Source organism: Parafrankia sp. FMc2 (assembly GCF_041008525.1).
GTDB lineage: Bacteria > Actinomycetota > Actinomycetes > Frankiales > Frankiaceae > Parafrankia.
The window spans coordinates 1-25,088 of sequence record NZ_JBFLUG010000009.1; the positions used below are offsets into that span (position 1 = coordinate 1).

24 protein-coding genes are annotated in these 25,088 nt (G+C 72.7%); 14 read left to right on the forward strand and 10 right to left on the reverse strand.

Annotation, left to right across the window (positions count from 1 at the left end; translation table 11 throughout):
• Positions 1–290: 290 nt before the first annotated feature.
• The 4 genes from AB1460_RS05345 to AB1460_RS05360 form a co-directional block, all read right to left on the reverse strand.
• Complete coding sequence (locus AB1460_RS05345) at positions 291–2,129, reverse strand: copper resistance protein CopC (protein WP_368959477.1); 1,839 nt, start codon at positions 2,127–2,129, stop codon at positions 291–293.
• 60 nt (positions 2,130–2,189) lie between these two features.
• Positions 2,190–2,951, reverse strand: a complete 762-nt coding sequence (locus AB1460_RS05350) for a YcnI family protein (RefSeq protein ID WP_368959478.1) — start codon at positions 2,949–2,951, stop codon at positions 2,190–2,192.
• Positions 2,952–3,219: 268 nt separating this feature from the next.
• Entirely contained in the window at positions 3,220–3,978 is a 759-nt protein-coding gene (locus AB1460_RS05355) for a hypothetical protein (protein WP_368959479.1), read from the reverse strand.
• A gap of 55 nt (positions 3,979–4,033) precedes the next feature.
• Positions 4,034–5,128, reverse strand: coding sequence for a hypothetical protein (locus AB1460_RS05360; protein ID WP_368959480.1), 1,095 nt, complete (start codon positions 5,126–5,128; stop codon positions 4,034–4,036).
• An 89-nt stretch (positions 5,129–5,217) separates the two neighbouring features.
• Between AB1460_RS05360 and AB1460_RS05365 the strand changes: the two genes are divergently transcribed.
• The 4 genes from AB1460_RS05365 to AB1460_RS05380 all read left to right on the forward strand — a co-directional run bounded on the left by AB1460_RS05365 (position 5,218) and on the right by AB1460_RS05380 (position 9,524).
• Positions 5,218–6,102, forward strand: a complete 885-nt coding sequence (locus tag AB1460_RS05365) for an MOSC domain-containing protein (RefSeq protein ID WP_368959482.1) — start codon at positions 5,218–5,220, stop codon at positions 6,100–6,102.
• A complete protein-coding gene (locus AB1460_RS05370; protein ID WP_071084115.1) occupies positions 6,090–6,737 on the forward strand; it encodes a response regulator in 648 nt (215 codons plus the stop codon). The genes AB1460_RS05365 and AB1460_RS05370 overlap by 13 nt, the downstream gene beginning before the upstream one ends.
• 169 nt (positions 6,738–6,906) lie before the next feature.
• Complete coding sequence (locus tag AB1460_RS05375; protein ID WP_368959483.1) at positions 6,907–9,072, forward strand: primary-amine oxidase; 2,166 nt, start codon at positions 6,907–6,909, stop codon at positions 9,070–9,072.
• 95 nt (positions 9,073–9,167) lie between these two features.
• Entirely contained in the window at positions 9,168–9,524 is a 357-nt protein-coding gene (locus AB1460_RS05380) for a hypothetical protein (protein WP_368959484.1), read from the forward strand.
• 48 nt (positions 9,525–9,572) lie between these two features.
• Here the strand turns inward: AB1460_RS05380 and AB1460_RS05385 are convergent, their stop codons facing one another.
• Positions 9,573–9,899, reverse strand: coding sequence for a type II toxin-antitoxin system VapB family antitoxin (locus AB1460_RS05385; protein ID WP_368959485.1), 327 nt, complete (start codon positions 9,897–9,899; stop codon positions 9,573–9,575).
• 220 nt (positions 9,900–10,119) lie between these two features.
• Between AB1460_RS05385 and AB1460_RS05390 the strand changes: the two genes are divergently transcribed.
• Positions 10,120–11,097, forward strand: a complete 978-nt coding sequence (locus AB1460_RS05390; protein ID WP_368959486.1) for a DUF2470 domain-containing protein — start codon at positions 10,120–10,122, stop codon at positions 11,095–11,097.
• Between the two features lie 410 nt (positions 11,098–11,507).
• Here the strand turns inward: AB1460_RS05390 and AB1460_RS05395 are convergent, their stop codons facing one another.
• Entirely contained in the window at positions 11,508–11,795 is a 288-nt protein-coding gene (locus AB1460_RS05395) for a hypothetical protein (RefSeq protein WP_368959487.1), read from the reverse strand.
• A 31-nt stretch (positions 11,796–11,826) separates the two neighbouring features.
• Between AB1460_RS05395 and AB1460_RS05400 the strand changes: the two genes are divergently transcribed.
• The 8 genes from AB1460_RS05400 to AB1460_RS05435 all read left to right on the forward strand — a co-directional run bounded on the left by AB1460_RS05400 (position 11,827) and on the right by AB1460_RS05435 (position 20,118).
• A complete protein-coding gene (locus tag AB1460_RS05400) occupies positions 11,827–12,171 on the forward strand; it encodes a hypothetical protein (protein WP_368959488.1) in 345 nt (114 codons plus the stop codon).
• Between the two features lie 34 nt (positions 12,172–12,205).
• Positions 12,206–12,892: an OmpA family protein gene (locus tag AB1460_RS05405; RefSeq protein ID WP_368959489.1), complete on the forward strand. Its 687-nt coding sequence runs from the start codon at positions 12,206–12,208 to the stop codon at positions 12,890–12,892.
• Positions 12,893–13,004: 112 nt separating this feature from the next.
• Positions 13,005–13,976 (forward strand): metal ABC transporter substrate-binding protein, encoded by a 972-nt coding sequence (locus tag AB1460_RS05410; RefSeq protein WP_368959490.1) that lies wholly within the window; start codon positions 13,005–13,007, stop codon positions 13,974–13,976.
• A 19-nt stretch (positions 13,977–13,995) separates the two neighbouring features.
• Positions 13,996–14,913, forward strand: a complete 918-nt coding sequence (locus tag AB1460_RS05415) for a metal ABC transporter ATP-binding protein (RefSeq protein WP_368959491.1) — start codon at positions 13,996–13,998, stop codon at positions 14,911–14,913.
• Complete coding sequence (locus tag AB1460_RS05420; RefSeq protein ID WP_368959492.1) at positions 14,910–15,866, forward strand: metal ABC transporter permease; 957 nt, start codon at positions 14,910–14,912, stop codon at positions 15,864–15,866. Before AB1460_RS05415 ends, AB1460_RS05420 begins: the two co-directional genes overlap by 4 nt.
• Positions 15,866–16,810 carry a metal ABC transporter permease gene (locus AB1460_RS05425; RefSeq protein WP_368959493.1) on the forward strand — a complete coding sequence of 315 codons (945 nt, stop codon included), beginning with the start codon at positions 15,866–15,868 and terminating at the stop codon, positions 16,808–16,810. The genes AB1460_RS05420 and AB1460_RS05425 overlap by 1 nt, the downstream gene beginning before the upstream one ends.
• Before the next feature lie 61 nt (positions 16,811–16,871).
• Positions 16,872–18,086, forward strand: a complete 1,215-nt coding sequence (locus tag AB1460_RS05430; RefSeq protein WP_368959494.1) for a pyridoxal phosphate-dependent aminotransferase — start codon at positions 16,872–16,874, stop codon at positions 18,084–18,086.
• A 172-nt stretch (positions 18,087–18,258) separates the two neighbouring features.
• Positions 18,259–20,118 carry a hypothetical protein gene (locus AB1460_RS05435; protein WP_420497197.1) on the forward strand — a complete coding sequence of 620 codons (1,860 nt, stop codon included), beginning with the start codon at positions 18,259–18,261 and terminating at the stop codon, positions 20,116–20,118.
• 91 nt (positions 20,119–20,209) lie between these two features.
• Here the strand turns inward: AB1460_RS05435 and AB1460_RS05440 are convergent, their stop codons facing one another.
• Entirely contained in the window at positions 20,210–20,887 is a 678-nt protein-coding gene (locus AB1460_RS05440) for a hypothetical protein (protein WP_368959495.1), read from the reverse strand.
• Between the two features lie 253 nt (positions 20,888–21,140).
• The gene (locus AB1460_RS05445; protein WP_368959496.1) at positions 21,141–21,587 is read right to left on the reverse strand and encodes an SCO5389 family protein; all 447 of its coding nucleotides are present in this window, start codon (positions 21,585–21,587) and stop codon (positions 21,141–21,143) included.
• Between the two features lie 153 nt (positions 21,588–21,740).
• On the opposite strand from AB1460_RS05445, the gene AB1460_RS05450 reads away from it, so the two are divergent.
• Positions 21,741–22,289, forward strand: a complete 549-nt coding sequence (locus AB1460_RS05450) for a Fur family transcriptional regulator (protein WP_368959497.1) — start codon at positions 21,741–21,743, stop codon at positions 22,287–22,289.
• A gap of 87 nt (positions 22,290–22,376) precedes the next feature.
• Here the strand turns inward: AB1460_RS05450 and AB1460_RS05455 are convergent, their stop codons facing one another.
• Together AB1460_RS05455 and AB1460_RS05460 are read right to left on the reverse strand one after the other, a co-directional pair.
• Positions 22,377–23,339 (reverse strand): hypothetical protein, encoded by a 963-nt coding sequence (locus tag AB1460_RS05455; protein ID WP_368959499.1) that lies wholly within the window; start codon positions 23,337–23,339, stop codon positions 22,377–22,379.
• Positions 23,340–23,704: 365 nt separating this feature from the next.
• A complete protein-coding gene (locus AB1460_RS05460) occupies positions 23,705–24,961 on the reverse strand; it encodes a CapA family protein (RefSeq protein WP_420497198.1) in 1,257 nt (418 codons plus the stop codon).
• Positions 24,962–25,088: the final 127 nt, after the last annotated feature.

The window sequence follows — 25,088 nt, forward strand, 5'->3', positions numbered from 1 at the left end:
GCCGTCGACCGGCCCGGCGCCGACTCCCACCGACGGCCCGGTGAGCCCCCCGCCGGATGGCGAGGCTCCCCCTCCCCCGGTGACCGCACCGCCGACGACGGCTCCGACGCCGGAGCCTCCGACCTCGGCTCCGCCGGAGTCGCCCGCACCGGCGCCGGTGGAGAGCACGCTGCCGAATCCTCTCCCCAACTTCCCGCGCTTTCCCTTCCCCTGGCCGCCCACGGCGCAGCCCGTCGCGGTCTGACCCCGCCGTCACGGCCTGACCCCGATCGGCGCACCGCCCAGCCGGATCAGCGCACCATGTAGAAGACGGTCGTCACATACTGGTCGAAGTCGTTGACACGCAGGGTGAACCGCAGCTGCCACTCGCCGGGCAATGGCACGCCGACCCCTTCGGCGACTACGTGCCCATCCGTGACCTCCGTCAGCGGGACCTCCAACGGCCCGACGCCGGCCGAGGGAAGAGTCAGCTCGCCGCTGGCCTCGACGAGCCGCTGCGGTCGCCCCTGCGGGTCATACGTGTAGACGTGAATGGTCTGCAGCCCGGTTCTGGTTGGCGCGATCTCCACGTCGACGGTCATCGGCCCGGCGATCGCCGTCCTGGAGAAGGGCGGGGCGTAGGAGTCCCGGCCGGGGATGGTGTTGACCAGCACCGAGGTGACTGCCAGCACGGCGACACCGACGACGATCTCGAAGACCACCCCGCGACGCAGTCCGGTGACGGCCAGCGAGGTGACCGGCATGGCTGAGGCGGACTGGAAGTGCCGGCGGACCCACCGCCGTGCCAGCAGACCCAGGCCCAGCATGCCGAGGACAAACCAGAGCTTGTACAGCAGCAGGCGTCCGTAGGTCGTGTCGAACAGCGCTCCGAAGGCACCGATCTCCCGCCACGTCTGGAGGGTCCCGGTCAGCACGATCAGGGCGACCGCGATCGTGGCCGTCCTGGACCAGCGTGGCAGCACCTGGGCCAGCTCGCCGGACCAGGCCGCCGCCACAGGCGGATCGATTAGCAGGTCGACGTCCGACCCGACACCGCCGGACGGAACCTCCGCCGTCCGCCGGGCGCCGCAGCCGGACCCGTCGAGCAGGGCCAGGCCCAGGACGCACAGCCCGCCCAGCCAGATCGCCATGGCGGCGGTGTGCACGGTCATGACAGCCGTGGCCAGCCAGACCCGGTCGCCCGCACTGGCGTGACCGATCATCGCCATGGTCGTCACGAGGACGAGGCCGAGCCCGGCGAGCTCCACCAGGCCGCGGCGGCCGGCTCCGTCCGCGGGCGCGTCCCCGCCCGCGGGCGCCGGCGCGGACAGCCGGCGGAGCAGCGGCACCGCCAGCAGCAGGGCGAGCACGCGGATGGCCAGGAGCTGGCCGTACCGACTGTCGAGGGTCACAGCCAGCGGATCCGGGCTCAGGACGTCGGACATCCCGGAACCGGCGCTGTACGGCCCCTGGAACACCAGCATGCCGAGCGCGCCGGCGAGGCTGAGCAGCCAGCCGGCCGCGATCAGCCGGGCCGGGCCGGAGCGGCGTGCCCCGGGCGGCCAGAGGACGCCGACGAAGAAGGTCGCACCGACCAGCAGCGCGGCTCCAGCGAAGGCCACAAGACGGGCCACGCCCAGGGACACCCCGACCGCGCGGGACCCGCCGCCGCCGGAAGCGGCGGCCGCGGCCGCGCCGGCGTCCGGCGGGCCGCCGACCCCGAAGGCGAAGGCACCGCCGACCGGATGGCTGTCCGCGGAGACGACCCGCCAGCTCACGACATACGTCCCCGGGCCGAGGCCGCCACGCAGGGCGACCGTTACCTCCGAGGCGGATCCGCCGCCCCGGGTGTCGCCCTCGTCGACCCGGGTGCCGGAGGCATCGAGAACGCGGATCGCGTCCGACTTGATCGAGACGGATTCGCTGAACGACAGCGTCACCCGGTCCGGCGCGGCGTCGAGAGCCGCCCCGCCGACCGGGTTGCTGCCGGTCAGCGTGGCGTGCGCGGAGGCCGGGAGGGCCGTCACCAGCAATGCCGCGACGGCCAGCCCGAGCACCGCCAGCACCCGCCGGACGCCACCGACGCGCCACGGTGCACCACGATCACGAATGGCCCCGGTGTCGTGGGCGGTCCTGCGGAGTCCGGTCATGATGCGTCCGTTCAGGGGATGGGGTGCCCCGCGCCGAGGCGGAGGGCACCCCCGGGCAGGTCAGGCGCGGCGGCGGGTGCTGATCAGCGCGAAGGCACCGGCACCCAGCCCGAGCAGACCCAGGACCAGGCCGGTGATCCCGAGCGCACGGGCCGTGCCGTCCGACTCGGACCCGGCCGTCGCCGACTGGCTCGTGCCCTCCTCCGCCCCCGCGGATGTGGACGCCTCGTCGGCGTCGGCACCACCGGCACCGTGCCCGGAGCCTTTCCCGGCCGTCAGCGTGATCGCCGGGGCGGGATGCTCCGGCTCGGCGCCGCCGGGAGCGGCCACGTCGATCCACCGGACGACCTCTCCGTCGGAGTAGGTCTGCAGTGCCTTGAAGACGACTTGGTCGACGCCCTCGGGCAGCGGGCCGGCCGAGACGTTGAACGTGTCGAACTCGCCGGGCCGGATGCCCCCGCCGTCCTGCGCGGTCCAGGTGATCTTCGTAATGATCTCGTTGATCTGAGTGCCGTGGGAGGTCAACGGTTTGGACGGCGTCCCCTTGGTCACCGTGTACGTCCAGCCGGGCTTGGGCTGGACGGTGACCGAGGCGATCGGGGCCTCCGCAGGGAACTGGACGTCGACTCCGGTGGTCGACGCCGTGTCACTCTCGGTCGGCACCTTGAACGTCAGGGTGGAGTAGCCACCCGCGGTGGCCTCCGAGGGCGACACGGTGACGTGCGCGGACGCGGGCAGCGCAAGCGCCACGGTGCCCGCCGCGGCGACAAGCGTGCACAGCGCACCGCGACGGAGGCGGGCTGCACGGATGGTGCGGGGCATGGGTGACCTCCTTGAAGGCTCGTCGGGCCTTCCTGGCTGGCGATCGGACTGGTGACCCGAGCACCGGGGTCGTCGTTCCCGGCCTGGCCGGAGGGGACATTCCGCGCAGGCGGCAGCGGGCGGACGGGCGGCAGCCGTCAGGCGCCGCTCGCCGCGGCAGGGCCACCCGCATGTTCCAGAGCTGTTCCGGTCACGGGTGGACCCACGCTGTTCACCGACGTCCGCGCACGACACGTGTGCACGTGGACGTCCCCACCACCCGGCCTGATCAGCAGACCGGGTGGAGACTCGACCCCGGTCGCCGTCCGGGCGGGCCGCGCCAGTCGGCGTCGCTTCCCAGCAGGAGGAGATGCACAGTCCAGCGGCCGCCAGGACCGCCATGGGCACCGGGCTGGCCGCGGCCAGCCCGCCCCAGGGACGCCGCCAGGGCTGCACCGCCGCCGGCCGCCGGCCAAGCGCCGGTGCCGGTGGCCACCGCCAGCCGGCCGGCGGCCCGCAGCCACTCGGTCATGCCCGTGAGCAGAACTGCCACTGCCCTGACGCGGCGGTCCACAGCCTCGCGCAACGCGGCCGTGGCCCACAGCCGCCGTTCGCTGCGGTGCAGCGCGACCGCCACGCACAGCGCGGCGAGGGCGTGGCCGCCCGCCATCGCGGGGCCGGGGACAAGCGTGGTGAGCAGGTGCGCACTCGCACTCGCACCCGCACTCGCACCCGCGCTCGCACCGGTGACGTCGTGCGGCACCCGGCCGACCGGGTGGGTGGCCGGCCCGTGGTGCGCCGCCAGCACGAACACCGTGTGCAGCAGCACCTGGGCGGCGACGACCTCCCGGGCGAACGCGGCCAGGGGACGCTCCCGGCCGGCGAGGCCGAATGCCATCCGGACGAGCAGCGCGGTCGAGATCAGCACCAGGGCGGGGGACGGGCCGATACCGGCGGTGGCGACGTGCGCAGCGATCGCGAGACACACCGAGGCCACACCGAACACGGCCGCCCGTGCGAAGCGGCCCGTGTCACGTACGCCCCTCACGAGGGGTAAGCCTGCCATGAACCCACGGGTCGGGAGGCGGCAACCACATCGACTGTCATGGGACGGACACCTCGGACACTCGCGCCTGCCGGCGCAGCGCCAGCCACACGGCGGTGCCGAGCCCCAGGCCGGCCCCCAGCGTCACCGCGGTCAGGACGCGGGCCAACATGATCGGGCCGACTATCGGCGCCCCCGAGCGGACGAACACTCCCAGGTCCGGGACACCGCCGAGCACCGCGAGCAGCAGCCCCACGCTCACCGCCAGGTAGCGGCCGATCTCCGAGCGGCGGGCGATGAGCACCGCCCCGGCCAGACCGCACAGCCACACCACGATCTGGACGGCGTTGCCCCAGAAGAAGGCGTCGAGCCGACCGTCGGCGTTCGCCAGGGCGATCAGGGCGGAGTGCGCGACGTCCACCGCGACCAGGCCGGCGAGCGCCAGCGCGAGCGGCCAGCCGGCCCGCCGGACGAAGCCCAGCGCGACCGTGCCGACCAGGACGGCCAGCGAGAGCCCGACCCAGGGCAACGGCGACGGCCCGGGAACCCACTCCAGCCGGCCGCCGTACCGGACGTCCCGGCCGTCCACCGTCAGCGGCAGGGTCCAGTCCTGTACCAGGTGCCGACTGCCCGGGTCGGCACGGACGGCCGGCGGGTCGACCGAGCCCATCCAGTGGACCCGGTGGTCGTGCCAGAACGCCGTCACCCGGCCGCCCGCCACGCCCGAGACCTGCACCCACTCCGGCTCGGCGGCCGCGTCGACGACGCCGGCCGGCCCGGCGTCGTCGCCCTCCCGGCTCGCGTTCAGATAGGTCGCGGATGAGCGCCGGTTCTCCCACACGCCGTGGCCGTCGAGACGTAGGTAGGGTTCGTTCTCATAACCCTCGACGACGACCGGGACGCCCGCCGTGACGACCAGACGTACCCGACTGCCGTTCTCGACGACGCTCAGCTCCACGCCCGGCACGCCAGGCTCCGTGGTGACGGTGGTGCGGTAGTTGGTCGGGCCGACCCCACCGACCGTGTGCGCCGAGGCCGGGCCGGCCAGCGTCACCAGCCAGCACACGCCCCCGAGGAGCACGGCGAAGACGGCCGCGGTTCCACGGCAGGCCCGCCGCACCACGGCACGGCGGGTGACCCGTGCACTGACCATGACGATCTGAGCGTACGGCCACACGGAACATGGCGGGGCATATTCGGCCGGGCCGGCCGGCCCCGGAGGCTCTGAGAAAGCAGGTGCCCGTGACCAGCCACGGCGTCCGTCCCGACGGTGGCCGCGGCGGCCGCGTCGTCGAGCTCTACCGGTATCCGCTGAAGGGTTTCAGCCCGGAGGGGGTCGGCGAGGTGACGCTCTCGGCGGGCGACGGCGTGCCCGGCGACCGGATGTTCGCTCTCGCCCGGCCGGACACCGCCTATTCCGAGGACGCGCCGGAGTTTCTCCCCAAGACCCGCTTCGTGATGCTCCAGAAGGATGAGGCGATCGCGCGGGTCCGCACGTCCTACGACCCCGCGACCGGGGTGCTCGCCTACGGCCTGGCCGGGGAGACCGGCGGGGCGACCGAGACCGGCGGGGCGACCGGGGTGGCGGTGGAACGGGCCGACCTGGCCAGCGCCCAGGGGCGCCAGGCGTTCGAGGAGTTCGTCCAGAAGCTGCTGGGGCCCGGGCTCGGCGGCCGGCCGCGGCTCGTCGCGGCCCGCCCCCCGCACCGGTTCACCGACGCGGGCGGTGCCGGCGACACGTTCATGCACGCCGTCTCGGTGATCAACCTCGCCTCCGTGCGCGATCTCGCCGACCGGATCGGCCAGCCCGTCGACCCGCTGCGGTTCCGGGCGAACGTCTACGTGGACGGGATCCGTCCGTGGGCGGAGCTCGGCTGGACCGGTCTGGAGCTCGGCCTCGGCGCGTCCCGCGTCCGGGTGCTGGCACGCACCCCGCGCTGCGCGGCGACCACGGTCAACCCCGGCACGGGCGCCCGGGACATCCGCATGCTCAAGGAACTGTCCAGCAACTACGGGCACACGGACTGCGGGATCTATGTCACCGTGCTCACCGGTGCGACGCTGCGCCCGGGCACGCCGCTCACCCCACCGGTCGGGCACGAGGAGGACCTACTGTGCGGGTCGTGATCGCGGAGGACTCCGTACTGCTGCGTGAGGGCCTGCGCCGACTGCTGACCGAGTCCGGCTGCGAGGTGGTGGCCACGGTCGGTGACGGTCCCGGCCTGGTCGACGCGATCGTCGAGCACCGGCCGGACGTCTCGGTGGTCGACGTCCGGATGCCGCCGTCGCACCGTGACGAGGGGCTGCGCGCGGCGATCACCGCGCGGGGCAGGGTGCCCGGGTCACCGGTCCTCGTCCTGAGCCAGTACGTGGAGAAGCAGTACGCCAGCGAGCTGCTCGCCGACGGTGTCGGGGCGGTGGGCTACCTGCTCAAGGACCGCGTCGCCGACGTTCGTGAGTTCGTCGAGGCGGTCCGGCGGGTCGCCTCCGGCGGGACGGTGATGGATCCCGAGGTGGTCGCCCAGCTGCTGGTCAGCAGCCGCCGCAACGATCCGATGGCCGCCCTCACGCCACGCGAGCGCGAGGTGCTGGGCCTGATGGCCGAGGGCCGGTCGAACGCGGCGATCGCGGGGGCACTCGTGGTGAGCGGCGGCGCCGTGGAGAAACACATCTCGAACGTCTTCACCAAGCTCGGGCTGGAGTCCTCCGGCAACGACCACCGGCGGGTCCTCGCGGTCCTGGCCTACCTCCGCGAGTCCTAGGCCCAGGACCCGTCCTGGTCCTGTCGGTCCTGTCCTGGAGCCGCCCTGGACCTGTGCACCGGACCTGCACACGGCGCGGACGGGCACGGTTGTGTCGCCGGAGGCCTCTACTTTTGAGGTGCTCCCGTTCCCTGCGGGACAGGCCAGACCCTGAATGGTGGAGGTGGCCATGGTGCTCAGCACGTCACCGGTCCCGGAGACCGCCCCGGCGGCGCCGGTGCATCCGCTCGAACCCCTCTCGGCAGCCGAGATCAGCCGGACGGCCGCGATCCTGCGTGCGGGCGGAGACCTGGGGCCCGGGTTTCGTTTCGTTTCCGTTGAGCTGCACGAGCCACCAAAAGCCGCGCTGGTGGCCCGTGAGTCCGCGCGCGACAGCACCGACGCGCTGGCCCCGCCGGACCGGCAGTCCTTCTGTGTCCTCTACGAGCGCGGGGCACGCCGGACGTACGAGGCCGTCGTCTCGTTGACGGCGGGCACGCTCGTGGAGCTGCGCGCCGTTCCCGGGGTGCAGCCGTCGATGCTCTGGGAGGAGTACCTGGCCTGCGAGAACGCTGTCCGGGCCGACCCCGACTGGCAGGCCGCGTTGGCGCGCCGCGGCGTCACGAACCTCTCCCTCGCCACGATCGACCTCTGGTCTGCGGGCTACACCGGGAGCGCCGACGACCCCACCGCACGCCGGATCGCGCGCCCGCTCACCTTCGTGCGCGCGGCACCCGGGGAGAACGGTTACGCCCGCCCGGTGGAGGGGCTGCTGGTCGTCGTCGACCTGGACGCGATGGCCGTGGTGGAGGTGGTCGACCACGGCCGGCCGCCCGGCGAGATGGTGCCGCTGCCGCCCCGTCCCGGCAACTACGTGCCGCAGCTGATGACCACCGACCCGCACAACGTGCCCGCCTTCGACCGGCTGCGGGCGGATCTGCGCCCGATCGAGATCCGCCAGCCGCAGGGGCCGTCCTTCACTCTGGACGGGCATGTCCTGCGCTGGCAGAAGTGGGACCTGCTGGTCGGGTTCACCCCCCGCGAGGGCCTGGTGCTGCACCAGATCGCCTACACCGACCGGGGGCGGCGCCGGCTGATCGTCCAGCGCGCCTCGGTGTCGGAGATGTTCGTCCCCTACGGCGACCCGGCGCCGACCCACCGGTTCAAGAACGTCTTCGACATGGGCGAGTACGGCGTCGGCGTGCTCGCGAACTCGCTGCGGCTCGGCTGCGACTGCCTCGGTGAGATCTCCTACCTGGACGCGGTCGTGAACGACTCCGCGGGCGAGCCGGTGACGATCCCGAACGCGGTGTGCATCCACGAGGAGGACACCGGCATCGCCTGGAAGCACACCGATGCCCGGACGGGCCACGTCGAGGTACGGCGGAGGCGCCGGCTCGTGATCTCGATGATCAGCACCGTCGGCAACTACGAGTACGGCTTCTTCTGGTACCTCCACCTGGACGGCTCGCTGGAGTTCGAGGTGAAGCTGACCGGCGTGATCTCCGTCGGCGCGGTCCGGCCGGGTACCTCACCCGAGCACGGCGTGCTCGTCGCGCCCGGTCTGTACGGCCCCCATCACCAGCACTTCTTCAACGTCCGCCTGGACATGGAGCTCGACGGCGGCCCCAACTCGGTGGTCGAGGTCGACTCGGTGCCGGACCAGGTCGGTCCGGACAACCCAACCGGCGTCGCCTGGCGCACCCGGGAGACGCCCCTGCTGTCGGAGGCTGACGCCCAGCGCCGGGTCGACCCGTCCGTCGCACGTTTCTGGCGGATCACCAACCCGCGGGTCGCGGGCCCGCTCGGCCGGCCGGTGAGCTACCGGCTTGTCCCGGGGCACACCACGCCACCGCTGGCGGACCCGACATCCCACCAGGCAGCCCGCGGGCGCTTCGCGTCCCGCAACCTCTGGGTGACGGCGTTCGACGAGCGCGAGCGCTTCGCCGCCGGCCGCTACCCGAACCAGAGCGCCGGCAACGAGGGTCTCCCCCAGTACGCCGCCGCGGACCGGCCGGTCACCGACACCGACATCGTGGTCTGGTACAGCTTCGGCGCACACCACGTGGTCCGCCCGGAGGACTGGCCGGTCATGCCCGTCAGCCGGATCGGCTTCGAGCTGCGCCCCGACGGGTTCTTCGACGGCAACCCCGCCCTGGACGTCCCGCCGTCTCCCCACGCGCCGAGCGCAGCGGGGTGCGGGGCGGCGTGCGATGCGGAGTCCGCGGCATCCGAGGTGTCCGAGGTGTCCGAGGTGTCCGCGGAGGGCGGCGCGGACGGCCATTCCGGTGCCGTGGCCCCGCCCGCGGACCGTCACCTCGGTGGGGGTGACGGAGCGCCGTCGAGAGACTGCTGACGGCGTCGGGGACCACACGGCGCCGACACGACACGCACGGGCGCAAGGCACGTCTTGCCCCAGAACGGGGGTGCCTGTCCTAGGCTCCCGGAGTTGTGAGCCCTGTTCTCGCCTCGAGTCGGGCCGGGAACCTTGTCCGTGCTCTGATCATCATCGCCCTGCTGGTCCTGATCATGCGCACGGCCTACCTGCTCTGGGTCTTCCACACCCCGGCCTGGACGTCCCGCCCGCAGGACATCCACTACTGCGGCGGGTGGTACGAGCGCGCCGAGACACCCGACCTGACCGGCGGTGAGGCTCGCAAGCTGGCCGGCGGCCGGCTCGATCAGGTCATGCGCTCACCGGTGCTCCGGCCGATCGCCGCGTACCGGCCCGGGTCGTCCTGTCCCCGGTACATCTTCGCCAAGGTCGGCTCCGACACCTACGTGACCTACGAGATCACCGACGACTGACCCCCACGGGCCGGCGCCCCCGCCGCGTGTCCGCCGTCACCGCCCGGATCAGCGGCGGCTGAGCTTGTCCGGATGCCTCGCGGCGGCGTGCACGTGCACCCGGGCATGGATGGATGTGCGCTGCGCCAGGGCCGCCCGGACGGCACGGTGCAGGCCGTCCTCCAGGTACAGCGTCCCGTCCCACTCGACCACGTGGGGGAACAGGTCGCCGTAGAAGGTCGAGTCCTCATCCAGCAGAACGTCCAGGGCGAGTACCCGCTTCGTCGTGACGAGCTGGTCCAGCCGCACCTGGCGCGGCGGGATCGCCGCCCAGTCGCGCTGGCCCAGGCCATGGTCGGGGTACGGGCGACCGTCACCAACCAACTTGAAGATCACCGGCACCTCCTTCTCGGGGGCGGGAGACTGCCCGACCACGACAGCCTAGAATCCTCCGCTCGCGGACCCGATCGCGGTGCCCTTCCAGCCGCGCGTTGCGCGGACATTGAGATTTCCGTCCGATGTTGATCTGAGACGGAGAACCAGAACCGGGCGAAACACTTGACCTTCTCCGAACCACGGACTTAAGTAAGCCTTACCTGAAAATGGAGGAGGCCCGGTGACGAGTCCAGTCTCGGACGTCGAGATGCCGGTGCTGGCCGAACAGGCGAGGACGATCCTCGCCGGCGGCCGGCGCGCGCTGCTCACCCTGCCCTGCGCGAACGTGCGTGGCTGGGCCGGACTCATCGACGACGGCGGCGAGCCGTTGCTGATCGTCGGGGCGGACAGTCCACCCGTGGACTGCGCCGGCTCCGGCCGCCGTGCCCGGGTCGACATCTGCGGCCACAACGGCGAGCGACTTGTCCTGGCCGGCGTGCTGCGGCTGACCCCCGACACCACCGAGAACCTTGTCGAGCGCCTTGCCGACCTGGGTCGCAGCATCTCGGTGACGACAGGGGACCTCGATGACCTGCGCATCCTGACCATGTCGGTGGACGACGTCCTGATCTGCCTGCCCGAGGGGGTCGCCCGCGGCACGGGCGGTGGGCGGTCCGCCAGCGGCGGGCGCGGGGCCCGGTCCCGCCCCGGCGGCAGCGGCGCGGTGACCGCCGCGTCCCGGGCGGCGCGGGTCGGGCGGTCGGCGCGGGGCCTGCGCCGCGCGAACAACAGCCGCCTCGACGGGCGGTGGTCGGCCCTCGGCCCCGCGCGCCGCGTCGACCTCCACTCGTACGCCTTCGCCGAGCCCGACCTGGTCGCCGCCTATGCTCCAGATCTGATCAGGCACCTCAACGACGAGCACGCCGCACAGATGCGGCTGCTGTCCACGCACGGTGTCGCCCTGACCGAACCCGCCGGCGCCGCCAGCGGGATGGTCGGCGGCGCCACCGTGACCGGCGCACCCGCCGGGATCAGCCGGGACGCGGTGATCGGCGCGACCGTGACATCGCTGGACCGGCGAGGCCTGGACATGTGGCGAATCGACATCGAGGGCGCCCGCGAGGTACGGGTCGCGTTCCGGTCGCCGCTCATCGAGCCGCGCTGCCTCGGCCGCGAGCTGCGGCTCCTGCTCGACGACGCCGAGCACCGAACCGACTAGCCGGCCCGGACCGCGCGGGCGGCGTGACCGCGGGAGCGGACATGTTCGACATCGACCGGACCACCAGCGCAGGCCACACCATCCCCTGCCTCACCTGCCACGGCGACATCGACCACTCCACCGGCACGACCCGCGCAACCGGCCGGAGCAGTGCCGACCCGGGGCGCCGCCCGGCGGACCCGCCGGGCGGCAGGCCCGGCGAGGTGGCCTGCAGGCCCGGCGAGGTGGCCTGCGGGAGCGCCCGTGGGCCGGCACGCCCCGGTACCGGGTGTGGTGAGGCCCGGCCGGCGCTCTCGCCGTTCGATCCCCGGGTGACGGGCTGGGCGTGTGCGGTGTCCAGACCGGCCCCCAGACCAGCAGGATGAGGAACATAATCGGCAGCGGACGCCCCTGACCCTCCCGTCCGGAGGTCACATGCCCCGCCCGTCGCCCCGCCTGTCCCGGCCGTCCCGGCCGTCCCGGCCGTCCGGGCGATCGTCCTGGTGCGCCGTTCCGGCGCGGAGGGCCTTCGCCGCGCTGGGCGCTCTGCTGCTTGCCGGCCTTGTCGCGGTCGGCTGCTCCGGCTCGGGCGACAGCGAGCCGCCGGCACCCTCCTCCTCCTCGGGAGGCACCGCGGCCGGCAGCAGTCCGGCCACGGCAGCGTCTGGCGGCCCCGCCACCGCCCCGGGCCCGAGCATGCCGAGCGCCAGCCGCACCACGCGGATCCAGGGCGCCGGTGGCGATGTCGACGTGGGTTTCGTGGACCTGCGGGCAGACGGCCGGCTCGTCCAGCTCGATCTGCTCTTCACGCCCCGCTACGCCCGCGATCCCGGCGCGGAGATCTCGCTCTACGAGATGGCCGGTCGGCGCGACGCGGCGGTCACCCTCGTCGACACCACGAACCTGCTCCGCTACAGCGTGGTGCAGGATTCCGGTGGGGCAGCCCTCGGCGCCGCCGCCGGAACCCTCCGGACCCGCAACAACGTCGCCGTGTCCGCCTCCTACATGTTCGCCGCACCGCCCCCGGACGTGACCTCCGTGGACGTCTACCTCAACGACCGGCTGATCGTCGACGATGCGCCGATCATCCGCTGACGGCAGCCGCGTACCCCGGTCCGGTGCTCGCCGCGTGGCCCTTCCGGCTCTCGTGGTCGCCGCCGGCTGCGTCCTCGGGTACATGCTCCTCGGCGTCGGGGATCCGCCCGCGCTCGGCGCGGCCCCCGTTCCGGCCCGTGCCACGCCGCCGGCGGCGGCAGCGGTCGCGCCCGCGCCTGGCTTCCCCTCCGGGGCGCCGGGAGCACCCGAAGCGCCGGGAGCTCCGGGAGCTCCCGGATCCGTTCCCGACTCGCAGATCGCCGGATCGGTGCGCGGACTGGACACCGCCGGATCGACGCAGCCCATCGACCTGAGCGACGCCGTGCGGCCACTGCGCACGGAGGAACGCCGCGGGGGCGGGCTGACCGTCACGATCAGCGCGGACGTCCTGTTCGACTTCGACTCCGACGACCTGACCGACGCCGCCCGGGCGGAGATCGCCCGACTCGCCGGGCAGGTGCCGCCCGCAGCCGGGACGGTCACTGTCCTGGGGCATACGGACGGCCTCGGCACCCCGGCCTACAACGTGATCCTCTCCCAGCGCCGCGCCGACGCCGTGGCGGGCCTGCTCCGCCCCGCCGTCCCGGACGGGACGCGAGTCTCGGCGACGGGCCGCGGCGGCGCCGACCCGGTGGTGCCGAACACCCGGGCCGACGGGTCGGACGACCCAGCCGGGCGCGCGCTCAACCGCCGGGTGGAGGTCAGCTTCCCCGCGGGATGACGGCAGCACACCGGCGTTTGACATCCGCATCGACAACCGTTTTCATTTTTCCACGCTTCCCGTCCTGCCCCGATCCGGCCCGCCTCGCCCCGGCCTGCCTCGACGTCACCGCATGCCCACTCCCGGGGCACGCCCGGTCCTGGTGGTCACGGTCGCGGCACTCGCCGCGGTCCTGGCCGGCTGCGGTGGCTCGGATGCGGGCGAGGGGGCCGGCGGTGACGGCGCCGCCCCACGGGTCGTCGCGACGACGACCTACGCCGCGGATTTCGCCCGTGCCGTGGGGGGTGACGGTGTCCAGGTCACCCAGATCCTCCGGCCGGGGGTCGACCCGCACGACTACGAGCCCTCTCCCGCCGACCTGGAGGCACTCGCGGAGGCGGATCTGCTGATCGAGAACGGCGTCGGGCTGGAGAGCTGGCTGGACGACGCGATCTCGGCCAGCGGCTTCGACGGCACCGAGATCGTCATGGCCGACAGGGTGACGATCCGGCACCGCGAGGACGGCGGCGCGGAGCACGACGAGTCCGACGAGCACGGCGACGAGGAGGGCGACCCGCACATCTGGCACGACCCGCGCAACGCCAAGATCATGGCTACCAACATCCAGATCGGGCTCGCCACGGTCGATCCGGAGAGCGCGGCCGAGTACCAGGCCAACCTCGAGAGCTACTCCGCCGAGCTGGACGAGCTCGACCGCTACACCGAGCAGCAGATCAACACGATTCCGAGCGACCGCCGCAAGCTCGTCACCAACCACGACTCGTTCGGCTACTACGTGGAGCGGTACGACCTCGAGTTCGTCGGCTCGATCATCCCCAGCTTCGACACCGCGGCCGAGCTGTCGGGGCGTGCCATCGACGACATCGTCGAGAAGATCCGGTCGTCCGGCACGGTGGCGGTGTTCTCCGAGTCGTCTCTTCCGCCACGAACCGCGCAGACCATCGGCAGTGAGGCGGGCGTACGCGTGGTGGCCGGCGAGGAGGCGCTCTACGCCGACACCCTCGGGCCGGCCGGGTCGGCCGGCGCCACCTACCTCACGGCGGAGCGCCACAACACGGACACCATCGTCGGCGCCCTCCGGTGAGGAGAAGAGCTATGAACCGGTGTCGACCGTGACCGCCCCCACGCCGGCCTCCTGCCTGACCGCGCCGGGCGCCGCAGGCGGGTCGCCGGCGCCAGCCATCGCGCTCCCTGACCAGGCCGCCGCGGCCCCCGCGGCCGAGGTAGCTCCCGCGCCGTCCGGATATGCCGCTGACGAGGAGGCCTCGCCCGGCATCGCGGTCTCGTTCGACAACGCAGCCATCGCCTACGGCCGCGCCACGGTGCTCCGTGGGGTCCACGGCGTGTTGCCCGCCGGTGGCACCCTGGCCCTCATCGGGCCGAACGGAGCCGGCAAGTCGACCCTGATCAAGGCCGTCCTCGGCCTGGTCCCGGTGGCGGTCGGCTCGATCACGGTGCTCGACCGGGCACCCGCCGCGGCCCGCCGCGATGTCGCCTACGTCCCTCAGGCCGACACCCTCGACCGGGACTTCCCGATCTCGGTCGGCCAGATCGTCCTCATGGGCCGCTACCGCCGCATCGGTTGGTGCCGTCGCCCGGGGCGGGCCGACCGGGCCACGGCACTGGCCGCGCTGGAAGCGGTCGGCCTGGCCGAACGCGCCCGGGACCGCTTCGGCACCCTCTCCGGCGGGCAGCGCCAGCGCGTCCTGCTCGCCCGCGCGATCGCGGCCGAGCCCCGGCTGCTGCTGTTGGACGAGCCCTTCAACGGCGTGGACGTCGTCTCCCAGGACGCGCTGCTCGCCGCGCTCGCCACCGTCGCCGAGAGCGGCACGGCGACCGTCGTCTCCACCCACGACCTGGCACTGGCCCAGGTCATCAGCGACCAGGTGTGCGTGCTCAACGGCCGCCAGATCGCCTTCGGCCCGGCCGCCCATGCCCTCGCGCCTGAGCCACTGCGGGCCGCCTACGGGGGTGCCGCAGTGGAGATCGGCGGGCAGAGCGTCATCCTGACCCGACCGTGACCGACCTGCTCATCACGCCGTTCGAGCATCCGTTCATGACCCGGGCGCTGATCGAGATCGTGATCCTCGGTGCGCTCAGTGCCGCGGTCGGTGTCCTGGTGATGCTGCGCCGGCTGGCCTTCCTCACCGACGCGCTGACCCACGCCGTCTTTCCGGGAGTCGTGGTCGGCTTCATGATCGGCGGAACTGACGGGATCGTCCCCGGAGCGCTGCTGGTGGCGGGCCTCGCCGCGGCCGGTTTCACGGCGCTGGCCTCGACCCGGCGGATCAGCGAGGACGCGGCCATGGCGATGCTGCTCACCGGCTGCTTCGCGGTCGGCGTCGTCCTCGTGTCACGGCGGGAGTCCTACACCGCCGACCTGACCGGCTTCCTGTTCGGTCGTCTGCTCACCGTCAACACCACCGACATCACCGTGACCGCGGTGACGGCCGCCGTCGCCGGCACGGTGCTGCTGCTCGCCCGCAAGGAACTGCTGCTGCGGGCGTTCGACCCGCAGGGGGCGCACGCGGCCGGCTACCCGGTGTGGCTGCTCGATCTCGTGCTCAACCTGGTGATCGCGATGGTCGTCGTGGCCGCGGTCCGTGCGGTCGGGACGGTGCTGGTCATCGCCCTGGTGGTGATCCCCGCGGCGGCGGCCCGCCTGCTCACCGGCCGGCTGACGAGCGTGCTGGTCGTCGCGGTCCTGCTCGGGCCACTCAGCGGCTGGCTCGGGCTGGTCATCAGCTACGACGCGTCCGTGCACCATGACGTGCGGCTGGCCGCCGGGGCCGCGGTCGTCCTCGTGCTGGTCTCGATCTACGGTCTCGTGCTCGCCGGCAGCGCGCTGCGGTCCTGGGCGGCGCGGTCCCGGGCGGCGCGGAGACGCACTCGGGCCGGCTCCGGGGGTGCCGAAGGCCCCGGGCGTCCACGGGCCGTCGGCGGGCCTCGGGAACTGTCGCGGGAGGCCGTCTGATGGCGCTGCTGGACTCGCTGGGTGACAGCTACACCCGGCGGGCGCTGGTGGAGATCGTGATCATCGGAGCGCTCTGTGGCGCCGTCGGTGTGCATGTCGTGCTGCGCCGGCTCAGTTTCCTCACCATGGCGATGACCCATGCCACCTTCCCCGGCGTGGTGGTCGCCTCGCTGCTCGGGGTGAACCTGGTGCTGGGGGCCGGGCTGTTCGGCGTCCTGGTCGTCGCCGCCGTCACCACGATCAGCGGAGTGTCGGGGGCGGCCGGGAACTCCGGCGGCGTGGGCGGTGCGGGAGCCGGGCGCGGAGGTTCCGGGGGCGGCCGGGACGTCAGCACCGTCACCGGTGTCGTGCTCTCCGGCGGCTTCGCCCTCGGCGTGGCCCTCATGTCGGCTCAGGACGGGTCCAACCGCGACCTCAGCGCCTTCCTCGTCGGCTCGATCCTGACCGTGCAGCCGACCGATCTCGTGGTCAGCGCCGTCACGGCCCTCGTCGTGCTCGCCGTGCTCGTCGCACTGCGCAAGGAGCTCCTGCTCGCCGCCTTCGACCCGACCGCGCTGACCGCCGCCGGCTACCCCTCCAGACGGCTCGGCCTCGTGCTGTTGCTGCTCGTCGAGGCGGCCGTGGTGACCTCGCTGCCCGCGGTCGGCACGATCATGGCGGTGGCCCTGATCGTCGGGCCCGCGGCCACCGCCCGCGTGTGGTGCTCGCGCATTCCCACGATGACGGCGGTCTCGGTCGCGGTGGCGATCACCTGTGGCGTCGGCGGCCTCGCCGTCAGCGAGCAGTGGGACGTCGCCGCCGGTGGCGCGATCGTGCTGACCGTCGCCACGGCACTGGTCAGCTCCCTCGTCCTGGCCCCGCTCGTCGGGCGGTCCCGGCGCGGCGCGCCCGGCGGTGGGCGGGCCCGCTCCGTCCCGGCGGTGGCCGTCACCCACCAGGGGTGAGCCCACGCGCGTGGCACACCGCCGGACCAAAAACGTTCGACAGCGCATCTACCCTGGTGCCATGGAGTTCGCCCAGTCCGACAAGCTCGCTGACGTCTGCTACGACGTCCGGGGTCCCATCCTCGACGAAGCGACCCGGCTGGAGGCCGCAGGCCAGCGCATCCTGAAGCTGAACATCGGCAACCCCGCCCCGTTCGGTTTCTCCGCGCCGCCGTCGGTCCTCGCGTCCGTCGTCGACAACCTGGCGTCGGCACAGGGCTACAGCGACTCCAAGGGCCTGCTCCCGGCACGCGAGGCCGTCGTGCGCTACTCGGCCGGCAAGGGCCTGGCCGCCATCGGCCCCGACGACGTGTACCTCGGCAACGGCGTGTCCGAGCTGATCACCATGTCGTTGCAGGCGCTGCTGAACAACGGCGACGAGGTGCTGCTCCCGGCGCCCGACTACCCGCTGTGGACGGCGGTGGTCTGCCTGTCCGGCGGGCGCCCCGTCCACTACCGGTGCGACGAGTCCGCCGGGTGGAACCCGGATCTCGACGACCTCACCAGCAAGATCACGCCCCGCACCCGCGCCATCGTGATCATCAACCCGAACAACCCCACCGGGGCGGTGTACGACCGCCCCGTGCTCGAGGATCTGATCGAGATCGCCCGCCGACACAACCTGATGCTGTTCTCGGACGAGATCTACGACCGGATCCTGTACGACGACGTGGAGCACCATTCCACCGCCGCCCTCGCTCCGGACCTGTTCTGCGTGACCTTCAACGGCCTGTCCAAGGCGTACCGGCTGGCCGGCTTCCGCTCCGGGTGGATGGTGCTGTCCGGCCCCCGCCAGCATGCCTCCAGCTACATCGAGGGTCTGAACATCCTGGCGAACATGCGGCTGTGTGCGAACGTGCCCGGCCAGTTCGCGCTGCAGGCCGCACTCGCCGAGGGCGGCGGCGCCGGCGATCTCGTGCTGCCCGGCGGGCGGCTGCGCGAGCAGCGCGACACGGTGGTGAAGCTCCTCAACGACATCCCCGGGGTCTCCTGCGTGCCTCCGCGCGGTGCGTTGTACGCGTTTCCCCGCATCGACCCAGCTCTGTACCCGATCGACAATGATGAACGCTTCGTCCTCGATCTGCTACGGAAAGAGAAGATCCTCCTGGTCCAGGGCACCGGCTTCAACTGGCCGAACCCGGATCACGTGCGGATCGTGACACTTCCGTGCGTCGACGATCTGACGGACGCCATCGGTCGCATCGGGCGTTTCCTCGGCGCCTACGCTCGCATCTGAGCGCCTTGGGCCGGAGTTGTCCGGTGGCGGACGATCGCGGCGGTGTCCACAAGGACCACGCCCTGTGGATAGAACCTGTGGACAGTTGGTGGACGAATCGCGCGCTCTGGTCGCGCCGGCAGATGCCGGCGAAGCCACGGAGGCAGCCGGAGTAGACGCAGCGGCCGGGCCTTTGGGCACACGTGAAACAACGGCGGGCACCGGGCGCCCCGGCCGGCCCTGGCCGCCCGGCCGCCGCCCTTCCGGCACCATGGCGGCGGCGCTCGGCGCCGCGGCGCTGGCCGTCGCCGTCCAGGCGGTCTTCTGGCAGTGTTTCCGGCAACCGCTCTGGTACGACGAGCTGTGGCGGCCGCACTTCGCCGGGGAGCCGGTGGCGACCTTCTGGTCGGAGCTCTCAGTCGCCAACACGCCGTCCGCCCTCGGGTCGATCGCGCTGCTCCGGCTGTGCGGCGAGGTGTTCGGATGGCATGCCTGGTCGCTGCGGCTGCCGTCCGCCGTGCCGCTTCTCGCCCTCGCTGCCGCCACCTGGCTGCTGGCCAGGCGACTGACCGGGCGGGGGGCGGCAGCCGGCGCTGTCCTCACCGTCACGCTGGCCGGCACCGTCGTCGACCTGGCTTCCCAGGTCAAGCCCTACACCCTGGACGCCACCTGCGCGGTCGCCGTGGTGATCGTGTGGATGAGCGAGCCGCCGTCCACCCGAGGGCTGGTCGCGCGCCGGATCGCCGCCGGGCTCCTCGCGGTCTTCTCACTGCCAGCGCTGTTCCTGATCGTCCCGCTGTTCGTCCACGACGCGGCCCGGCCGCTGTGGGCGCACCGCCGGCAACCCGGACGCCGGGCGCTCAGGGAGGCTGGTCGGGCGGCGGCCTGCGCGGCGCCGGCCGTCGTCGTCGCCGGCGTGCACGCGCTGCTGTTCGTGACGCACCAGTCGAGCCAGCGGGCCAGCACCTTCTGGGATGACCACTTCCTCGCCGGGCAGGGGCCGCTGGATGCCGTGCGGTTCCTGCTCGACCAACTCGCGGCGACGGCGGCGGGCGCCCCGCCGGGCATCGACCGCTACGACCCGAACCTCGTCCACCCGCTGACCGACTCGTCCGAGGCCCTGGTCGTCGCCCTCGGCGTCGCGGTCACGATCAGCTTCGTCGCCGGGGCGGTCACGCTCGGGCGGCGCCGGGACGGGCGGATACTTCTCGTCGCGACCGCCGGCGCCGAGCTCATGATCCTCACCGCGAGTGCCTGGCGTTACTGGCCGTTCGGGGCCGTCCGACCGAACACCTTCCTCGTTCCGTTGCTCACCGTCGTGGTGGCGGTCGGCGCCTCCACGCTCGCTCGTACTGTTCTCGCCCGTACTGTTCTCGCCCGCACCGCACTCGCCCGCACCGCACTCGCCCGCTCGGTTCCTGCCCGCGGCGCCCGGTCTCAGGGCGCCGGGCGCGGGGCCGAGGAGCCGGACCCACGGCGCCCTGGGCCGGTGTGGGTGCGGGCGCGGGGCGTGGCCGACCCGGTGGTCCTCGTTCTCGTCCCCGTTCTCCTGCTCACGGCCGTTGTGCCGGTGGCAGCGGCGACCGGGCTCCGGCCGTTGTGGGAGGAACGCACCAACCGCCGCCCGATCGACCTGATGGTGGATGCCACCGCGACCGCCCGAGACCTGTACCAGCCGGGCGACCTCGTACTGGTGGGCGGTCGCCTGGCCCGCGCGGGCTGGCTCTACGGGACGCGGCTCAGCCAGGACGGCGCCGTGTCCTCCGGTGCCCGGTCAGCCGCCGCCCGGGGGGCGGCAGGAGCGCGGCGGCCGCGGATCCCGGTCTCCGCCACGGTCTTCCTGACCGCGATCGGCGATGGGGGGGTCGGGCAGGCCCTCGACCTGCGGGCGCCGGGGCCGGGCGGCCGGGTGCTGCTGTTCGTCCTCGCGTACGACCGCCGGGGCACCGCCCGTGCGCTGGACGAGGCACGGGCGGCCGGCTGGTGCCCCGCCGAGACGCACGACTTCGAGCTCACCGGAACGCTGCGCGTCCTCACCCGATGCTTTGGCTGACGCACTGACGTGCGGACGCGGCCCGACCCGGGCGGTGGCCCGACGTGGTGTGGTGGTCCGCCCCGCGGCACCTGTCACCCCCCGGTAGGTGTCAGGAGCTTCCGCCCGAGTCCTGTCCCTGCTCGTCGTCCTGCGCGGGATCCGAGGCCGCGTCTGATACCGCGCCCGGGGCGGTGCCGGGAGCGACGTCGGTGGTGGAGGGCTCACCGGAGCGCAGGGGGACAGCCATCGGCAGCCCCGCGCGGGTGGCCAGAGCCTGCCACTGGCTGTCGCCGTCCGCCAGCGCCGTCCGGACCCGCGTCTGCAGTTCGGATACCGGGATCGGGGTTCCGTCGAAAAGCTGGAGGCAGGTGGCGGCCGCTGCCGCATAGCGCTCGACACCGCCGGCAAGCATCTGCTGGGCCTGCGCGTCCGGACCAGGCTGCAGCCGGGCGGCGCCTTGAGTCCCGCCCCCCAGCTGAACGCACTGGGGCTGCAGCGACGACCCGTCCTGGGCATCAAGAGCGGCCCGGACGGCCTGGATATTCGTGGCGATACTCGACCGCACCCCCTGGGTGGAGGTGTACCAGGTGGTCAGCTCGACGGTGGCCGCGTCGGCTGCCGGGACTGACGCGGCCGCGCTGCCGCCCGGGTCCGATCCGCTGGTCAGCACGCACCCGACCACCAGGACGGCCGCGCCGAGGGCCGCCACCCCGGTCACCGCCGGGGACAGGGGCGGCTCGGCGACCCGCCAGAACCCCGCCCGCGACCAGGCCTGACGCCCCGCCACCCGCCACCTCCGCACCGCTCGTCACCAGGACTGAACGCAAAGGGTACGGGACGGTATGTCATGGGCCCTCACGCGTCCCGCGCGCAGCCCAACCCGGGTGCGGACAGGTCACCTGGATGGGCCGGACCCGGACGGCGGCGGGCGGCACGGGCGAGGGAGACGAGGACCCGCCCGCTCCGAGGCCCGCCCGGGCACCGGTCAGGACGGCTGCCAGGCGCTCCCCGACGGGGCCGACCGTGGAGCACAGGCGTTTCTAGCAGTCCAGGAACTCCGGCTGCTGGTTGAGAACCTGTGCCCGCGACGACACGAAGGCCCGGTACTGCTCGCTGCCGACCGCGGCCGGTGGGAAGACGGCAACCCGGTGGCAGTTCTGGAATGCCAGTGCCACCCCGAAGTGCCGCTCCAGGGCGGTGCGGATGGAGGTGCTGGCCATCGCCCGGAGGAGCTGGCCGCGGGCCGCCTCGTCCGGCGGGGGGACCTGGTTGTCGGCGAACGCGACGCCTGGCGCGTGCCGTGCGCCCACCGGGAGACCCGCGCCCGCCAGGTCGCCCGCGCTCCCCGGGGACAGCTCCGCTACCAGCCCCTCGACCAGGTGGTAGGCGTATGGCAGCGAGGTACGGATGCAGGCGACGAACTCCTCATCCGTCATCCGGCCTGCGTTGGCGGCCGTGACGAGCTCGGGCGTGACTGTCAGGGACATCGGGATCCTCCTGCTGATGCGCGGGAAACGACGACATGTGGCGCCGGCTACGTCACGCACGGTCGCATGAAATGAAAACCGTTGTCAACACCACACGTGTGGTCCCAAGTGAGCAGTTCGCGCACACTCCAACCGGGCGAGGGAGATGAGAGAGTGGATGCCGTGGCGAAGGTGGAAGGCGACCAGGCGGGCGCCACGGACGACACGGACAACACGGATGGCCTGCTGGCGGGCCCGGACCGGCCCCTGAACGATGCGGGTACCCCCCCGCGCGGGCCAGGCAGGCGCACGGCGCCCGGCCGCGGCACCACCGTCCGCAACACTCGGCAGGGGGATGCGGTGTCGTCCGCGCTGGCGGCGACCAATGCCTTCACCAGCGCCCAGGATCTGCACGCCCGCCTGCGCCAGGAGGGCCAGTCGGTCGGCCTGACCACGGTCTACCGGCACCTGCAGATGCTTGCCGACCGCGGAGAGGTCGACGTCCTGCGGCGTGACGACGGGGAGACGGTGTACCGCCGCTGCACGACCGGAACGCATCATCACCACCTGGTGTGCCGACGCTGCGGCCACACCGTGGAGATCGCCGGGCCCGAGATCGAGGCCTGGACGTCAGCCGTGGCGAACGCGGAGGGCTTCACCGACGTCGTCCACACGGTCGAGATCTACGGCACGTGCGCGACGTGCGCCGCCGGCGGCGCGTAGCCGCCGGCGGCGCGGGAACGTGCGGCCGGAGCGGCCGGTGGGCCTCCGGCGGCTCCGGCCGTCAGGTGCCGGGCGAGCTCACCCGGCTCAGCGGCAGACGCTCCCGGCCCGCCCGAAATCGGGCCGGGAAAGGTCGAGGTCCAGAACGTTGTCGCGTCCGCTGATTCCCTTGAGGTCGATGACGCACTGCCGGCCGTTGGCGGTGTCGGTCACCGCGATGCGTTGCGGACCCGCGTACATCGCGCCGCTGTCCCAGGTTGGTTCACCGGTGCTGGTGAACACCGCGAACGACGAGATCGGATAGTTGCTCGAGGATCGCGCGTCACCACCGAAGATGAGGAACTTGACCCGGTCCCGGGCGGGCGTGTTCCCACCGTCCGTGATACGCCCGCCGATACGCGCCGTACCCGGATCGTTCAGCGTTGCGAGGGTGATGCGGCCAACCCAGGCGGAGTACGTCCAGCCGTTTGCGCGATGACCGAAGGCGTCGATGTAGAAACGGGAGTGGACGAACTCCTTGTCTCGGTCGACCTGCGGGTAGAACTCAAAGGAAAGACCCGCGGTACGGCTGCCCCAGCCCGTGTTGAGGGTCCCCCCGCGGACGAGGTCGGGCTGGCTGTCGCCCATGAAGTAGCCGTGTGGGAACAGCAGGCTGCGCCCGGCCGCGAAACGCGTGTAGGTCGCGTAGCTACCGCGCTCCTGGCAGGCGTTGAGGTAGGTGTCGCCGACGCCCGTTGCCTGGTTGAAGTTCTGGCAGGGCAGGTAGGGCTCCTGCGTCGAGCCGAGGACCAGGTCGACGCCGACGGCTCCGGAGATTGACACCGGATTGCCGTCCCGGTCGACGAGGCCCTCGAACGGGACGGCGACGCCGTTGCCTCGGCTCGGGTCGGCGGCGTACTGGGTGGTGTCGGCGGCCCAGGCCGGGCTGGGCCCGCTCAGGGCGAGAAAACCGCTCCCGGTGACGAGCACGAGGAAGGCGAGAATTCTTCGGCGGCGGGGCCGGGCCGCCGGCCCACGGTGGCGATGCCTTTTCGGCGCGGTTCGCGACACGACACTCCCGGATCGACAGGGGGATGCTTGTCCCGGATCCGGCGGCCGGCGTCCGATGCTTTCAGCGAAGTTCTTCTCGATTAGGACCGGCGCCGGACCTCGGCAGGGCACAGCAAACAGAACGGACGGGCAGCAGGACGAAAGGGATTGCCGGGGCACCGCGGGAAGAAGTTGCGGACAGCACGCACCGGCGGATGTTTCTGGCTTCCTGCGGGCCAAGGTACAACACAACAGATGCACCTGGCCCGACCGCGCCCGGACAATTACCTGAATGGGTGGGGCCGTCAGACCACACCCGCGCGCACCCTGGTGCCCGCCCGGCACCGACGGGGCGCCAGGCGGGTGTCAGTGAACCGTGGCGGAGCTCAGCCGGGCGCGGTGGCGGCGAGGCCGGTGCAGCCGCGCAGGCCGTTCCAGCGGTTCAGCGCCTCGGTGGCGGCGGCACCGGTCAGCGGGCGCGGCGCGCCGTCGACGATGCGGCCGGGCACCCAGTTGGCCGCGGTCACAGCCCGGCCCTGGAACGTCAGCTCCAGGACCCCGGTCTCGGTGTTGGGCCCGGAGCCCGAGGCGTAGAAGACGAAGTTCCCCAGCCCGTAGGCGACGTACACGCCGTCGGTGTTCCAGCCCGCGCCCTGAAGGACATGGGCGTGCCCGCCGACGAGGGCGTCGGCGCCGGCTGCGACGAGCGGTGCCACCAGGCTGGCCTGCGTCTCGCTCGGGCAGGTCTCCCGCTCGATGCCCCAGTGCAGGTAGACGATCACCGTGTCGACGGTCGGCCGGACCGCACGGATGGCCGAGGCCAGCCGCTCGACGTCCTTCGCCGAGGCCAGGCCCGGTTTGCCCGGGCCCGACGTCCAGGTCGCGGCGAGTTCGTCGTCGAGGACCTGGGTCGCGCCGAAGACCGCGATGCGCTGACCGTTGACGCTGGTCACGTACGGGGCGTATGCCTCCGTGTCGTCAGCGCCGATGCCGACGGTGGGGAAGGTCGCCGCCTCGGCGCTGCTCAGTGAGTCCGTGAGGCCGTCGAGGCCGTAGTCCATGCCGTGGTTGTTGGCCATGTTGACCACGTCGATCCCGGCCGCGCGCAGGGCGTTGAACGCCGTGGGGGGTGCCCGGAAGACAAAGGTCTTGGCGGCCGGTGTGCCACCGGTCGTCACCGCTGTCTCCAGATTGACAACAGCGAGATCGGCAGCGGTGAGGTTCTGTGCCATCGGCCCGATCGCGGTACCGGGATCGGACGCCAGCCGCTGACCCGCCGAACCCTCGAAATGCACGTCGCCACCGAACGCAATACGTACTGGATTTCCGGTCGGTCGACGAGGGCCGTTTCCAGCCACAGTCTGCTCGCTTTGTGCGGGTGATTGCGGCGCGGACGGGCGCGCGATCGGCCCGCCGGCGGCGGCCCGGGCCCGCCCCTGGCCCGCAGCGGCCGCTTCGTCGTCGCCACCGCCACCCATCAGGCCCAATGTCGCCAAGGCGACACAACTGACGACAGCGAGAAGTGACCCGGCCAGCAGCGGAGCGCCCCAGCTTTCCCGGAAACCACCGCGTGCCCGCGGGCGGCGGTCGGGATCACTCCCGGAGGTCGACCCGGGCCGGCCAGATCTGCGCCCACCGGCCATTTGTTCGACCCCCGCCCACGAAATTCCGATGACCGAAAGTCACACTACCTCGATGCCGCCCGCCTGGCCTGCTCCCTCCGTGCCGGCCCATCTTCCCGATCTCCACATCCCGATCTCCCGGAAGAAC